Origin of the sequence: Nocardia cyriacigeorgica NBRC 100375 (assembly GCF_000308555.1) — a bacterium.
Taxonomy (GTDB): domain Bacteria; phylum Actinomycetota; class Actinomycetes; order Mycobacteriales; family Mycobacteriaceae; genus Nocardia; species Nocardia cyriacigeorgica.
In genome coordinates, this window is record NZ_BAFY01000192.1 from 1 (window position 1) to 14,720 (window position 14,720).

At 65.4% G+C, this 14,720-nt stretch carries 15 protein-coding genes and 1 pseudogene; 8 read left to right on the plus strand and 8 right to left on the minus strand.

Features of this window, described 5'->3' with window-relative positions; genetic code table 11:
• The 5 genes and pseudogenes from RJ05_RS19120 to RJ05_RS19135 form a co-directional block, all read right to left on the minus strand.
• Positions 1 to 941, minus strand: a 941-nt coding sequence (locus RJ05_RS19120) for a lipase family protein (RefSeq protein ID WP_255220945.1), incomplete at its 3' end; no start/stop codon positions are given.
• A 27-nt stretch (positions 942 to 968) separates the two neighbouring features.
• Positions 969 to 2,474, minus strand: a complete 1,506-nt coding sequence (locus RJ05_RS19125) for a flavin-containing monooxygenase (RefSeq protein WP_036539061.1) — start codon at positions 2,472 to 2,474, stop codon at positions 969 to 971.
• Between the two features lie 286 nt (positions 2,475 to 2,760).
• A pseudogene (locus RJ05_RS32905) lies at positions 2,761 to 3,087 on the minus strand (hypothetical protein); the annotation flags it as partial.
• Positions 3,039 to 3,188, minus strand: coding sequence for a hypothetical protein (locus tag RJ05_RS31965; RefSeq protein ID WP_211357655.1), 150 nt, complete (start codon positions 3,186 to 3,188; stop codon positions 3,039 to 3,041). The gene RJ05_RS31965 and the pseudogene RJ05_RS32905, both read right to left, overlap by 49 nt.
• Positions 3,185 to 4,027 (minus strand): dTDP-glucose 4,6-dehydratase, encoded by an 843-nt coding sequence (locus RJ05_RS19135; protein WP_211357656.1) that lies wholly within the window; start codon positions 4,025 to 4,027, stop codon positions 3,185 to 3,187. Before RJ05_RS19135 ends, RJ05_RS31965 begins: the two co-directional genes overlap by 4 nt.
• A 175-nt stretch (positions 4,028 to 4,202) precedes the next feature.
• Between RJ05_RS19135 and RJ05_RS19140 the strand changes: the two genes are divergently transcribed.
• Positions 4,203 to 5,702 (plus strand): peptide deformylase, encoded by a 1,500-nt coding sequence (locus tag RJ05_RS19140; protein WP_036539062.1) that lies wholly within the window; start codon positions 4,203 to 4,205, stop codon positions 5,700 to 5,702.
• 147 nt (positions 5,703 to 5,849) lie between these two features.
• Here the strand turns inward: RJ05_RS19140 and RJ05_RS19145 are convergent, their stop codons facing one another.
• Together RJ05_RS19145 and RJ05_RS19150 are read right to left on the minus strand one after the other, a co-directional pair.
• Complete coding sequence (locus RJ05_RS19145) at positions 5,850 to 6,206, minus strand: DUF397 domain-containing protein (protein ID WP_036539063.1); 357 nt, start codon at positions 6,204 to 6,206, stop codon at positions 5,850 to 5,852.
• A complete protein-coding gene (locus RJ05_RS19150; protein WP_036539064.1) occupies positions 6,203 to 7,048 on the minus strand; it encodes a helix-turn-helix domain-containing protein in 846 nt (281 codons plus the stop codon). Before RJ05_RS19150 ends, RJ05_RS19145 begins: the two co-directional genes overlap by 4 nt.
• A 450-nt stretch (positions 7,049 to 7,498) precedes the next feature.
• On the opposite strand from RJ05_RS19150, the gene RJ05_RS29455 reads away from it, so the two are divergent.
• From RJ05_RS29455 to RJ05_RS19180, 6 genes are all read left to right on the plus strand, one after another.
• Entirely contained in the window at positions 7,499 to 7,957 is a 459-nt protein-coding gene (locus RJ05_RS29455) for a hypothetical protein (protein ID WP_138445764.1), read from the plus strand.
• A gap of 14 nt (positions 7,958 to 7,971) precedes the next feature.
• Positions 7,972 to 8,547 carry a DUF4254 domain-containing protein gene (locus RJ05_RS31010; protein ID WP_051016732.1) on the plus strand — a complete coding sequence of 192 codons (576 nt, stop codon included), beginning with the start codon at positions 7,972 to 7,974 and terminating at the stop codon, positions 8,545 to 8,547.
• Positions 8,544 to 8,852: a DUF4254 domain-containing protein gene (locus RJ05_RS31460; protein ID WP_051016733.1), complete on the plus strand. Its 309-nt coding sequence runs from the start codon at positions 8,544 to 8,546 to the stop codon at positions 8,850 to 8,852. Before RJ05_RS31010 ends, RJ05_RS31460 begins: the two co-directional genes overlap by 4 nt.
• Positions 8,853 to 9,770: 918 nt before the next feature.
• Entirely contained in the window at positions 9,771 to 11,054 is a 1,284-nt protein-coding gene (gene thrS, locus RJ05_RS19170; protein ID WP_255220946.1) for a threonine--tRNA ligase, read from the plus strand.
• Between the two features lie 428 nt (positions 11,055 to 11,482).
• Complete coding sequence (locus tag RJ05_RS19175; RefSeq protein ID WP_085996238.1) at positions 11,483 to 12,580, plus strand: Acg family FMN-binding oxidoreductase; 1,098 nt, start codon at positions 11,483 to 11,485, stop codon at positions 12,578 to 12,580.
• Between the two features lie 123 nt (positions 12,581 to 12,703).
• The gene (locus tag RJ05_RS19180) at positions 12,704 to 13,036 is read left to right on the plus strand and encodes a hypothetical protein (RefSeq protein ID WP_036539067.1); all 333 of its coding nucleotides are present in this window, start codon (positions 12,704 to 12,706) and stop codon (positions 13,034 to 13,036) included.
• 69 nt (positions 13,037 to 13,105) lie between these two features.
• Here the strand turns inward: RJ05_RS19180 and RJ05_RS29465 are convergent, their stop codons facing one another.
• Positions 13,106 to 14,227 carry a hypothetical protein gene (locus RJ05_RS29465; RefSeq protein ID WP_138445766.1) on the minus strand — a complete coding sequence of 374 codons (1,122 nt, stop codon included), beginning with the start codon at positions 14,225 to 14,227 and terminating at the stop codon, positions 13,106 to 13,108.
• Positions 14,228 to 14,423: 196 nt separating this feature from the next.
• Here RJ05_RS29465 and RJ05_RS19190 point away from each other — a divergent pair, with 196 nt between their 5' ends.
• On the plus strand, positions 14,424 to 14,690 hold the full coding sequence (locus tag RJ05_RS19190) for an SHOCT domain-containing protein (protein WP_036539085.1): 267 nt from the start codon (positions 14,424 to 14,426) through the stop codon (positions 14,688 to 14,690).
• Positions 14,691 to 14,720: the final 30 nt, after the last annotated feature.

Here is a 14,720-nt window from a genome sequence, read left to right on the forward strand (position 1 = left end):
ATGATCGGCGCGGTTTCGGGGTGGTTTGCGACGATGCCGTTGAGCACGTAACCCAGCAGCCCGGTCGCGAAGCCGCCGATCACGCCGGGGACGATCCCGTTGATGGCGGGGGCAGTGAGCATGACTTTGTGCAGATCGGCGGGCGGGGCACCGGCGTATGTCCCGCGCAGGTCCACTTCGGGTGCGTATTCGCCCTGGAGTTCGGCGGCCGCAGCCGCGGCACCGCCGCCCTGGGAATAGCCGAAAATGGCGCTGGGCCGGGAGATTCCGGTCAGCGCCTCGGCGGCGCGGATGGAGTCGAGGACGGCGTGAGCTTCGGCGGCGCGGTTGACGTAGTCGTGCACGGCCGGGGTGCCCAGCCCGTGGTAGTCGGTCATCACCACGGCCATGCCGCGCGCGAGCAGCGCATAGACGGTGATGATCTCGTAGCTGACCCAGATGTCGAGGGGGAAGGTGTAGTGGACGAGCTCGGCGAGGGTTTTCGAGGGCGCGCACTGGTCGCCTTGCCCCTGGGTGCCCGGCGCGACCGCGATCAGCGGCCGCGGGCCGGGGCCGTTCCACGGCACGGTGGGTTCGAGATAGGTTCCGGTGACCGCGGCCGGTTCGCCGTGGGTGTTGGCGCTCAGGTACATGATGCGGGTGGCATTGGCGGGAACCTGCCCGTCCTGGCCGGGGATGGCCCACGCCAGCGAATACGGCTCGCTGCGCAGAATCTGTCCCGGCTTGCCGTTCGGTAGCGGTGCGGGTGGGAGATAGAAGTTCCCGGCCTGCGCTGAACCCGACGACGATCCCGACGCCGACCCGGAATCCGGCGCCGCCGCAGTGGATCCGGTACCGACGCTGATTGCCGCGGTGACTGCCAAGGCCAGCGCGGCGAGCATCGCCCCCGGCTTACGCCGGCCGACCGGTATGCGTGGCGTTCTGCCCGGTTCTGCCAACATCTACTCCTCTTTTCTGAATGTGACCACTCACAGGGGACCGGAGGCCAACCGCGCCGCTGCGCGAGGCGCGGGCGCGGTGATGAGGAAGTCGCGGTCGTCGGGTTCGGTGAGCATGGCCGTCATGGTTGTGCGGTCGAAGGGCCACAGGTCGATGGTGTTGTGTTCGGTGAAGTACCAGGAGTTGCAGCCGGTGTTCCACACCGTGGGCCCCATCGCCTCGGTGACGGCATCGTTGAACCGGGCGGTGGCGGCCTCGGTGACTTCGACGGTGTCGAGCTCGCCGGCGGCGAAGCGTTGCAGCCAGCGGGTGATGTAGCGGGCGGTCAGCTCCGCGGAGTACTGCAGCGAGATCGACCCGGTCGGCGAGTTCGGGCCGAGCACGGTGAACAGATTCGGGAACCCTGGGATGGCTGTCATCCGGTAGGCGCGTGGGCCTTTCGCCCACGCCTGGTCGATGTGCAGGCCGTCGCGGCCGCGCAGGTTCATCGGGCGCATGTAGTTGTGCGGGTGGAACCCCGTCGCGAAGACGATGAGGTCGATGTCGTGGTGGCGCCCGTCGGCGGTGCGGATCCCGGTCGGGGTGACCTCGGTGATCTTGTCGGTCACCAGCTGCGCATTATCGGCCTGGATGGCCTGATAGTAGGTGCCGGAGAGGACCTGCCGCTTGCACAGCGGCTCGTAGTCCGGCGTCAGGGCCGCGCGCAGATCCGCATCGCGCACCTGGGCCCGTAGCGACAACCGCGCCAGCTGTTGCACGGTGCGCCGCCGCCAGGTCGGGCGCAACACCACATCGGCGAGGATCCCCGAGGCCCACAGCGACACCGCATACACCCGATCATGCAACGTCGGCGAGGCCTCGAGCAGCTTGGCCACCAGCCGGGATTGCGGCAAACCCATCGGCGCCCACAGCACCCACTGCGGGGTCCGGGTGAACTGGGTCAGTCGCGCCGCGTCCGGCTGCAGCGCCGACACCACTTGCACGCCGGTGGAACCGGACCCGATCACCGCGATCCGCTTGCCCGCGGTGACGATCGAATCGTCCCAGCGGGCGGTGTGCACGACAGACCCCTCGAAGCTGTCGAGCCCGGGCAGATCCGGCGTGAACGGGTGATGCAGGACCCCGGTCGCGGCGATCACGAAATCCGCTACCAGTGTGGTGCCGTCGGCGACGGTGACCGTCCACCGGCGGCCGTCGAAGACCGCGTCGGTGACCTCACTGTTCAGCCGCAGGTGTTCGCGCAGCCCGAAGCGGTCAACGACCTCGGCGTGGTAGCGCTGGATCTCCGGGCCGGTGGCCCAAATCCTGGTCCAGTCCGGTTTCGGTGCGAATCCGAATTGGTAGAGCTGGGAGGGCACATCGCAGGTCAACCCCGGGTAGCGGTTCCAGAACCACACCCCGCCGACATCGGCGCCCTTCTCCAGGATCACGAAATCATCGAACCCGGCCCTCTTGACAGTGACCGCTGCCGAGATCCCCGCGACGCCCGCGCCGATGATGATGATCTTCGGCGTGCGAATCGGACGGATTGCCATCAGCGTGCCTTTCGAGCAGAGGGGTTGTTCACGACTCGGCCACAGCGAGCAGCTTCGCCCGCAGGACCTTGCCGCTGGCATTGCGGGGAACCTCGTCGAGCACGACGAACCGCTTGGGCACCTTGTAGCGCTCCCCGTTCGCGGGCGCGTCGTCGAGTTGGCCGGGCAGCCACGTCGCCGGGTGCGCGATGCCCGCTTCGGCGAGCACTTGGGCGAAGACGGCCTTGTCCAGACAGGCTTCGACCGAGCGGTGCGTCGGCAGCCAGGTCCGTGCACCCACCGCGGCCAGGTCATCGGCGAGGTCGATCAGGACGGGCAGCTCGGATTCCACGGTGGGGGCCACCGCGTCGACGGCCTCGGTGCCACACAGCGTCACCAGAGCATCCCCGTAGCGGGGATCGGTGACGTGCGGGCACAACTGCGGCTGGATCCCATTGATCAGCATCCCGTTGGCCAGCGGGTCGGCGTCGACGCCGATCACCGCGGCGCCGAGCTGGTGCAGACGCCGGGCGAGGTCGAAGCCGGGCTGGCCACCGATACCGGTGACCAACACCCGGGCGCTGGTCACCGCCGGACCCCGGCGACGGTGCGGGCAGCCAGCATCGGTGCCCACATGTCGGCATTGGCTCGGTACCAGGCTATGGTCTCTGCCAGTCCGTCTTCGATGCTGCGCTGCGGCCTGTAGCCCAGGGCGGCGACCTTGTCCCAGGTCATCGCGTAGCGACGGTCGTTGCAGCGGCGATCAGGCACCCGATCACTCGATCCCAGTCCGCGCCCATCGCGTCCAGGATCAGCCCGGTCAGTGCTTCGTTGGTCAGATCCGTTCCACCGCCGAGGTTGTAGACCTGTCCAGGGACGCCGTGACGACGCACCAGGTCCAGGCCCGCGCAGTTGTCGGCGACGTGCAGCCAGTTCCGCACGTGTCGGCCGTCGCCGTGCAACACGATCTCGGCGCCGTGCAGCAGCGCGGTGATGTGGGCGGGGATGATCTTCTCCGGGTGCTGATGCGGGCCGTAGTTGTTCGACGAGCGAGTCACGCACACCGGGACACCGTGGGTGCGGTTGTAGGACAACGCGATCAGATCCGCGGCGGCCTTGCTCGCCGCGTACGGCACCGTCGGCGCCAGCGGGGCGTCCTCGTCCGCGGCGCCGTCGAGGACCGGCCCATACACCTCGTCGGTGGACACGTGCACAACCTTGGCGACCCCGTGCCGGAGCGCGGCATCGAGAATCGTCTGGGTGCCAGCCACGTTCGTGGCGATGAACCGAGCCGCCTGGGCAAAGGAGTGATCAACGTGCGACTCCGCGGCCAAGTGAACGATCTCGTCATGCTCGGCCACCAACTCGTCCACCAGGGCGGTGTCACCGATATTGCCGGTGACCAGACGCAGTCGTGGCGAGAGCATCGCGGCGCCGAGGTTCTCCGCGTGCCCAGCATAGGTGAGTGCGTCGAGCACGGTGACCTGCTCGACGTCGTCGTCGTGGTCGAATAGATGCCGGACGTAATGCGAGCCGATGAAACCCGCACCCCCGGTCACCAGAATCCTGCTCATGATGTCCTCCCCGAACTCGAAGCCCCAGCGCAGCCCCGATCAGTCGACCGGTGCTGCCCGGATTGGGCCGTTGGAGTTCCATTTCCCCACGGAAGCAGGCTGTTTCAGCAGTGTGAGCGCATACTCACGGGGTACTCACGCACACGCACACCCGGCGAACAGGAGCACTGCGACAGTGACCTCGGCCGATACCTCGCCCGCCGACGACGCAGCGCAGGTCAACGTCTTCGCACTCGAGCTGCGCCGCTGGCGCGATGTCCGCGGCCTGTCACGCCGAGCGCTGGCCGCCAAACTGGGCTACAGCCGCCCCTATGTGTCGAAGATCGAATCCGGCACCGAGAAGCCGTCCCGGGAATTCGCCGCCTGCGCCGAATCGACCCTGCAAGCCGGCGGGGCACTACGCGCCGCATTCGCCGAATTCAGCGCCACCCGCCCCACCACCGTCCGCACAGCTCCCGTCACAGCGGCCGCCGACACGGCCGGGTCGCTGGTGGTCGACCACGATGACGCGAGCCTGTCCTTCGACGGCAACATCTACCGGCTCCGTCAACGGCGCCGCCTGATCAACGGCGGCGCCGAACCGATCACCTGCTACCTGATCAGGATCTCCGTCGACCGCTACCCCGGCGACCCCGAACGATCCAACCAGCTCTACCAGGAAAACCCACTGACCTGGGACGAGATCAACCTGCACGCCTGGCACGGCGAACACCGCGCCGATCCCATGGCCTGGACCGCCCACCACGACCGCGACGCGTTCAAAGAAGTCTGGCTCGAATTCAGCGAACTCGGCGGCCGACGCCGCCATTTCCCGCTCTACCCCGGCCATTCGTGCTGGATCGAATACGAGTACACCGTCGCAGCGACCCACTGGGGCAACTGGTTTCAGCGCGCCGTCCGCCTGCCCACCAACCGGCTGTCCGTGCGGTTGGACTTCCCCGCCGCCCTGGAACCGTCGGTCTGGGGGCTTCAGACCTCGATGGCGGCCGAGGGCCAGCCTTTCCCCACGCCGATCACTCACCAGGTCGAGCAGGAACGCCACATCTACGCCTGGTCCATCGACGATCCGCCACTACATGCGCGCTACCGCCTCGAATGGGATTTCCGCGGACGCAACGACGACGAACGCACCCCACCGAGCAAGGTCATGGCCGGCCTCGGCATCGTCCAGGAAGGCGACGAGATCCTGCGCCAGATCGCGCGCCCGTTCGACCTGCCCGCCGAAGCCGAAGACGCCCGCCGCGTCGTCGCCGAACTGAACTCAGCAGCCGAACGCGTCGCCCAGGCACACGTATTCGGCAAAGGCATGGGGATCGCTGCACCCCAGATCGGCATCAACCGCGCCGCAGCGATCGTACGCACCCCCACCGGGGACACCATCACCCTGTTCAACCCGCGCATCGTCGAAACCAGCGGCGAAGACGAACAATACGAAGGATGCTTGAGCTTCTTCGACCTACGCGGCCGGGTACCACGACCACTGACAATCCATGTCGAACACACCGACATCGACGGCACCACTCGGATCACGGTGTTCGATCGCGGACTCGCGCGCCTGGTCGCCCACGAGGTCGACCACCTACACGGACAGCTCTACCTCGACCACATGAAACCCGGCGTCGAACCCATCTCCGTCGAGCAGTACCGAGGTACCGGCACGAACTGGACCTACTGACGGGAACGTTGTGTTGGCTCGGTCCGGCGAACCCGATCGTTCCGCACTCGGGAGGGGGATGGGCTCCGTCGGCTGTTGGCCGAGCGGGCCTTCAATCATATGTTGACTCGTGATTGCCATCGGACCAACCAGGTCCGCAGCCTTGACCTATGCCGCCGCGGCTGTCGTGAACTCGCCGCTGCGAATGCCGTCGGTGAAGGCTGTCCATTCCGCCGCCGTGTAGGTGAGCGTCACGCCCTCGGCGTCGCGGACCATTACGCTGCCGTCGCCGTCACGTTGCAGTACGGGGAAGGTAGCGTCTATTGGGGCGTCGAAGTGCAGGGCGCGGTCCAGGAATGAATCCCAGCGTGTGACCGGCATAGCGATCTCGGGCTGTGCCGATGGATCGCCCGTGTATTTGCTGTCGCGTATCCGCACGACGTCGCCGTCGAAGCGGATTTCCACGCAGGCGCCGCCGTTGCTGCCGCTGTAGCTGCTCTTGCGCCACCCGTCCGGCGTGGTCATGCTGGGTCCTCCATTTCCTGGGCGATCTTCAGGATCAGGGTACGAGACTCGACAGGGCCGGTTGCTGCCGCTTGCAGCCTGTCCCACAGTCGAGCGTACGCGCGCACGTCTTCGGGCTTGTCGATGTAATCGGCGTCGTTGTAGCCGTCGAGGTAGACGACATCGGAGGTATCCTCGCCGAATCGCAGGAGGATGAAGTGCGCCCATGCGTCGCCGACACTGCGGGCATTGAAGGGCAGCACTTGCAGGGTGACGTGCGGGTTGCGGGCGATGTTGGCGAGGTGGATCAGGGCGTTCTTCATGACGGTCTCGGCGCCCACAACTCGGCGTAAAGCGGATTCGCTCAGGATCGCGTTGATCTTCTTGTTGCGGTCATCGAGGATTGACTGCCTCGCTAGCCGGACCGCGATCAGGTTCTCGATCTCCTCATCCGAGACGCGTGGCTGCCCGGTCAGCAACATCGCCCGGATGTACTCCTCGGTCTGGAAGATGCCGGGGATCACTTCGTGCTGATACCACTTGATCTCGGTCGCGTCGGCTTCCAGATCGAGATACTGGCGGAACCAATCGGGGACTCCGCGACCACTCCAGCGGCCACGTTGACGCCCGGCTCGCGCCAGCTGCTTGAGTGATTCGGCTTCGCTCGGGTCGACTTCATAGAAGTCCAGAAGCAACGTCAGATCTGTCAGCTTGATGCCGCTTTGCCCTTGCTCGAGCCGGCTGATCTTGCTCGCGGCCGAGTCGATCACCTCAGCCGCCTCGTCCTGAGTCTTGCCGGCCACCTCGCGGTACCGCTTGAGGGCGAGACCGAGACGGCGCCGCTGGATCGTGGGGCTTGTCATCGTTTCTCCGCTCCAGATTCGTGATCAACCGCCGATCGTTGGCTCGTCTGACGTACCAGTCCGATCGCGACTTCGCAAGAACCACATATTTGCATTCCTAAAATAGAAGTCTAGTTGTAGTCTGGATGCACTACCGAAATGGAAGTCTATTTCAGACTTTGGAGGGATGCTCCATGGCTCGACTCGCAACGCGGACGACTGACGATCCGGCCGCAACTCCTGTGTCCAGAATCCTCTTCGGTCCACCGCAGGTACTGCGGCAGTTCGCGACAGGCAATCGACGATGAGCCGCCGTGTAGCGGCTGAGAGCCCCATGGCGAACATCGAGGCGTTCTGTGTCGGGGCAGCGTTGGGGCGAGAGACGGTCCGTTCACGGCTAGAGGCGTCGAGACCGGAACCGTCCGGACCCGCAGTGGCTTCGGACGCAGGTGGTCGGCATCGGGAGCTGCAATGACACCGTTGCAAGCATGCCAATCGACGCACGAGATGGCCTACGTCTACCGGCACCGGTTCGGACTTCCGGTTGAAGTGGTCGCCAACCGGCCGTTGTTGTCCATCGGTACCGACGTGGCAGCGATCGCAATGCCGCAATCGCTGGGCCGCGTGGTGCGTGATCGCCTCGTCCGCGCAGGGGTGGGGTCGGTGCCGGTCATTACCCACCTCAGACATCCCCGATGGATCTTCCTCGTTGAACCGGATAGTCCGGCGGATACGCGGGCACCCGGGATGTTGGCAGCCTTCGGGGTGGAGGTGCTAAGCCCCGAGAAACGGGTCTGGTTGCCTCACCTCAATATCAGCGTCGGCTGGCGATGGGAGAGCGAACCACGACCGATGGCGCCGACCGGCCGACCAGCGATCCCAGCCGGTGCGCAGCTGCTCGTCACAACACAGGCAGTGGTCGAGTTTTGAACGGCCGCCAGCCCGTGCCGAGAGCGGCTGCGGCCGACGACGATTGGCTTGCGTGGCCAGGCCAGGATGATCTGCTGTCCGCGATCCGTGGCCACCACATCGGCCGCCACCCACTCAATGGCTGGGCCGCCGAACTCGGCATTGTCCACACCCAGTTGCTTCGATATCCGGGTATGGCGCTGCTGCGACACCGCCGCACGCGACTGATCGCCGCGATCGACAGTTGGCTGGCCCCACGGCTTGCCCTACCGCACGCGACGGCAATTTGCCACACCGAAACCATGGGCACGCTCGTCGACCGGATCGCAGCGACCCAAGTACAAGCCTGGACCCGACTCATGGACCTGCCCGCCGACCATCCCGATGTCCACGACGCCTGGTATCGGCTGGCCGAACTCGTCGAAACCTACACAGACCTCGTCACCGGACTCGACCGCCGCTCGACCTACCTCCCGGACCCGCCACCAGGACCAAACACCTGCCGACCGCCGCCCAACTCCTGGCCGCCTGCCGAGGATTCCCCGACGCCAATGGACCACTCGCCGCAGCCGCGGTCGAACTCGGTGAACTTCACAGCGACCGTCTCGTGAGCCCAGCCGAGCACGTCGAGCGAATTGATTGGAGGCGTGCCCAACTCGTCATCGAGATCGACCGCTTCGTCCTGTTGGTCGTACCCGTTCCGTTCCCGAGCGCGCGCATTCACACCGAGACCGTCGGCTGCGTCGTCGACCGGCTTGCCGAACTGACCGCACACACCTACGCGGCCCTCGCCGGCCCCTCGAGCACCACCTACATCGACGTGTGCGCTCAGCTGGACGAGCTGGCATCGGCGTACCAAGACCTCATAGACGACCTCGCCGCCGGAGCCCGCCGCCTACCTGACCACGGTCACTAACCAGACGGATAGGTGACCGCCTGTCACACAGCCGATGTAGGTGACCTGAATTCGCGAGTTCCCCTAGGCATGAGCTGTGCGCGAGGCCGACTTCGAAGACGTCGGTGACGATCGCGCCGGTCAGGGATCATCCCCGCATATGCGGGATGGCGCGCATGGCACCAGGGGCAACCCCGGCACCGGTCGTCGGCCCCGGCACATGCGGGGATGGTCCTGACAAGATCCCTTCGGGGATGCCGTGCCCAGGGTCGGCCCCGCATATTCGGGGATGGTCCCAGCCAGGCGCCGAGTGCTGTGACGTAGCCAGTCCTTGCGTCGGTTCCGTACCTGCGGGGATGGCCACGTCGGTGTCATGGCAGCGACCGGGCCGGGTGTCGGCCCCTGCACCCGCAGGGATGGTTCGACCACTGCTTGTCCTTTAGAGATTCCGCCCCTGGCTGGCCCCGCATCAGCGGGGGATGGTCCGTCCCTGCGCGTCGCTCGACGACATGCCGGGGCGGATGTTCTAGCGCCCGGACTCGTCGGATTTCTGCCGACGCGCAAGGTGGCAGAGACCGAGTCTACGAGGGGCGGCGCCGGATCCGACGACCTTCCTGAACTGCCGGGACCGATGGAGGGCGTCCCGCCTCACACTTTGACGGGATGTACCACGAAACGATGGGCCTCCTCCGGGCAGTGCATTCCGCGAGAAATCTGCTGCTGCAGCGATCTGAGCCCTACTGGGCAATGTTCGATCAACTTGAACCTGTGTCGAGTGGTCTATCGATGCCCTGAACGCGCAACGGTGCGCCCATCATGTAGAGTTCGCCACCATGCAGGGACGCCACACCTCCACGACGACGCCGGACACTTCCGGCGCCTTCGTGATGCACTGACCTCCTCGGACATCTCGAGCCCCGGAACAGTTTCCGGGGCCTCGTGCTTCCCCGTCTGTTCCGGTACGAATCAAAGGAGCAGACACCTATGGTCGCCGACCACCGAGATCTCAATCTCGACATGGACATATTCGCTACCGATCCACTTGCCGGCTCCGGTCTTCCGATGTGGCTCCCCGCCGGAGCTGTTATCCGGGAGGAGTTGCAGAAGCTGGCCAAGGAACTCGCGTCAGCGGATGGCTGCCTCGGCGTGTTCTCGCCAGTGCTGGGAAAGCGGGCACTGTACGAACGTTCCGGCCATCTGGGCGAGTTCAGCCAGGACATGTTCCCCGCTGTGCGGATGGGGGACGACGAGCTGATGCTGCGGCCGGCGAACTGTCCGCATCACGCGTTGATCTACGCATCGACTCAACGCTCGTATCGTGAGTTGCCGCTCCGTTTCAACGAACTCGCCTCCATGTTCCGAGCCGAACGTTCTGGCGTCGTCTCCGATTTGAGTCGGGTCCGACAGATCAACCTCGACGACACCCATGTCTTCTGCAGACCCGACCAGGTCCTGCACGAAGTAGAACTCGGGCTGCGGGCAGCACTACGTGCTCAAGAGATCTTGGGACTTCCCGTCGACTACGTCCGGCTGTCGACAAGAGACAACACCTCCTCCACCTGGCTCGGAACCGACATCCAATGGGAGCACGCCCAGGAGAACCTTCGCGCCGCCGGACAGTCCGTCCTAGACGAACACGGACTGAAACTGGTCGAAGCTCCGGGAGAGGCAGCCTTCTACGGCCCCAAGCTCGATCTGCAAGTTCAGGACGGACGCGGCCGCGAGGAAACCATCGCCACCGTGCAACTCGATTTCAATCAGCCCCAACGATTCGGGCTCACCTATGTCGGCGCAGAGGGCGGCGAACATCAGCCCGTCATGATCCATCGATGGACAGTCGGGTCGATGGAGCGCGTCACGGCAGCACTACTCGAACGCTACGCGGGCCGACTTCCGTTCTGGCTCTCGCCGATTCAGATCACAGTTCTGCCCGTCGGCGCCGACCAGGCCGGGGCAGCACGCGCACTCGCCGACAAGGCTCGCCACCTCGGATTTCGCAGCCGGGTCGACCACGACGGGTCAATGGGGGCGCGGGTTCGAGACGCCCGTAAGAGGAGAGACCACCTCATCGCGGCCATCGGGCCGACCGAAATCGCGCAGAACAGTGTTCAGATCACCGACATCGCCAGCGGCATCCACACCCAGGTCGCTCAGGAACGCCTTCTCGAACTCATGGACGATGCGTACCGCAACCGCCGAACAGCCCTCGACTGGTCCCTCTGAATAGTCGCGTACTCGCCCGGCGATGCTAAGCGAGTACGCGAGAAGGCAACCCACACATTTGACTGCTGATCGGCCATGTTCGCGCCGGCACCTGCGATCCATTCGGAGGCGTAACCGTCCGGCGGACGGCCCCGACGCAAACTTCCGCGATGGCGAGTCCGACTATGCGCGGCTCAGCAGCTCGGGACGGCGATGGCGGGTCCCAGAATTCGTGGCGGACTATCAAGATTGGTGTGGTGGCGTCGCGGTACGAGATAGCGCGGTTCAGCGCGATTCGGCTCCAGCGAACGAGCGTCAAACGCCGGCAAATGGCCACGGTTTGACACAGGAGTCGAACCACGCAATGTGAGACTGGTTCGAAAGCCGCGGGGCAGACAGTCGTGAGGTGCCACGCCACTCCCGGCGGGCTCCTCTGCGGGGCCGCCCCGGTGCTTCCTATCGGTGACCATCGTCCCTCACCAAGGAACCAAAAGCCCGTACGCTGCGAGTTCGATGACGGCGACACTGGAGTCATGACTGACACCAACGCCCACTTGGCTTCCTCCGCGCCCGATCCGGCGACGGTTCAGCGGGCGCTGGACAGAGCCGGCCGCGCACCGTCGATCCACAACACCCAACCCTGGCGTTGGGAGTTCGACGGCGCCGAACTGCGCCTCTATCGAGACAACGACCGATTGCTAGCTTCGGCAGATCCGACCGGACGTCAGCTGGTGATCAGTTGCGGCACGATGTTGCACCACCTGCGCACTGTACTGGCCGCAGAAGGATGGCACACCGACATCGAACGCATCCCCGATATCGCTCGCCCGGATTTGCTGGCCCGGCTGGCGTTTCGCCCGTGGCCGGATCCTCCTGACGGCATTCTGGCTCGTGCGTCAGCAATCGAGAGCCGGCGCACCGATCGGCTGCCGCTGACAGCGCCTACTGGGTGGGACCAGGTGATGCGGGCTGCGCGCATGCTGACCAGTCCGCACGAGATTGCTCTGGATGTTCTCGGCGACCCTGCTCGGGCGATCCTGGCGAACGCCTCTCAGGAGGCCACTGCGAAGCGGCGCTACGACATGGATTACCAGGCCGAACTGCACTGGTGGACCGGGCATTCGCCGAGTCGGGAAGGAATTCCGAGTAGCGCACTGCCGTCCGGCGCCGAAGCGTTCCGCGTGCCGATCGCTCGCAAGTTCCCGACGGCCCAGCACTCCGATCGACGCCGCGACGTCGAGGACCACGCGGCCCTGGTGGTCCTCAGTACCGTAGGCAACGGACTCATCGACTGGCTACGCGTCGGTGAGGCGCTTTCGGCGGTCCTGCTGGAATGCACACGTGCCGGCCTTGCCACCTGCGCCTTGACACACATCACCGAGTTGGTGACCGCCCGCAAGGCGCTCGAGAACCTCACAGCCGGTAGCGGTGTGCCGCAGGTGCTGGTTCGCGTCGGCGGCGCTCCACTCGAGCCCGCGCCCGCACCGCCGACCCCTCGGCGTGGGGTGGACGAGTTTCTGACGATTGTGAGCACCTCGACGAATTAGGTCTCTCACCACGGGGCGGCGTGGCCGACTCCCTTCCATTGAGGGCCCTGGCGCCACTTGGCTCCGTCAGACATCTTTCACAAGGCTGGAACCGAGAAGACTCTCACGGCGTCGAGAGGCGAAATGGCCGTGGTCGCGGATCAGCCGTTCAGTGAGAAGATGATACGGGTGCCGCTGCTCGCCGCAGGAGTCCTGGCTCCGCTGCTGTATTTGGCGATGGACGTCGTGGGTGCGCTGCTGTACAGCACTGTTTCGCAGACTGTGAGTGTGGCCGCGATCGACACCCCTCCGCGGCCATTCTGGCTTGTCGCGAGCGTCGTTTATGCGGTGTTGCTGATCGGATTCGGAGTATTCTTGGCCAGCAGCACCGAATTGCGTTGGCTGGCAGTACTGGCAATCAGGCTCATGCGGACCGCGCTCTATACGGTTGCTGGTGACGAGGAAGGTGTCCGTTGAGCTCCTCGTAGGTAACGATGGGCCGAACAATCGTCGCAGCGGCGCCCATCAGCGGTGGCGGCTCGCCCCCTAGGCCGGGCGTGAGCGCCTCGATCGGACGAGGAGTGCCTGCGCGGAACGGTCGCCAGGCTGTGCAGCCGGACAGCGGTTGTGTGGTTGCGCGCGAAGCAACCACACCAGAAACGAACCGGTCACGCCCGCCATGGCGGCGGCCATGAGGCAGCCGCCGGCCAACCCGATCGCCACAACGAGCCAAATGGGCTGACCCGGCTGCCACAGTGGCGAGGTGACGGCGGTGAACACGGACAATCCGACGATCCACGCCAGGGCGGTGGCGCCGATCCAGCCGTCTGCACCCACCAGATGGTCCCGGAGTACGAACCATTGGGTAATCCCAATGGAGCACACGATTACCACGACTCCTGCGGCGAGTGTGGGTACCGCTGCCGCCGTGGGCCACCGCTTGAACCCGTCTGCCATGATCATCACCAGTGCGACAGTCCATGCCATAGCAGCGCCGAAGGCCGTAGCGAGAATCCACCGGTGCTTGTCGAGGCGCGGAAGCGCCCCATGAAGTGCGGAGGCCTGAAACCATCCCAGTACCCCGCCTTCGATCGTGCCCGCCGCCACGAGCGTCGCCGCGGCGATCGGTTCGTCGACCGGTCCTGCGACGACGGCGGTGACAGAAGGGAACAGGAAACCCAGCACTTCGCCGATTGTGACGGCGAGCAGCCACCGGCGCCACAGTCTCTTGCCCCGTCGCATAGCCGGAGCCGTTCCGTCATCGCTTCCTGGGGCCAGTTTGATCAAGACCAGCGGATCGGTGGGGAGCTCGCTCGAAGGAGGACGCCGGTAGATTGCTGCCGCGTACCCATAGGCACGTGAACCGGGCATCAGTACCCGGCCGACGCCGCTGCGCCACCGGTGATCGATCCATAGTGAGAGTGGGGAGTGTGTGGTGAAGTTCCGCCACCATGTCTTGGCGTCCGGTCGACCTACCCGGACCACGATCTCGTTTCCGCGGCGGGCGTACCGAACCGGCACGGAGAAGGCACGCCCGGTGCGGTTGCCCGTGTAGCGCAACTCGGTCATCCGGTGGAACAGAGCACCGGCGATCGGGCAATGCAGGGCGCTCAGGACCGCGGAGCCAACCCACCCCGACGTTCGATAGCCGCTGCGAAGATCTGCCATGGGATGGATTGTTTCCCGCCCGCTGGGGTCCGTAACAGAACCGAAAGACACCACCCTGCGGGACATAAGTACGACCGCTGCCTCCGCGATGATGACCTAGGAACCATCCTTTTGTGCGGTATGCCCCTAGCACGCTGGGCTTTTCCGCAGGATCGTCGAACTATGAGCACATCGGCAATCGTAGGAGAGTGTGGCGATGATGTACTGGCCCGACCACGGAATGACAGGCTGGGGATACGCGCTGACGATCGTCGTCATGGTATTCGCCTGGGCGCTGGTGGCGGTGGTAATAATCGCTGCCCTCCGGATCATCGCCTCCACGTCGCAACGACCTGCACCACCGCGCAGCTCGCCTGATCTGCCGGAGCAGCTGCTGGCAGAGCGATTCGCCCGTGGCGAGATCGACGACGAGGAGTTCCGTCGACGTTTGACGGCGTTGCGTTCGGGAACCGAGCGACCGTGAAGGTCGATGCAGCAGTACGCACCACGGTTG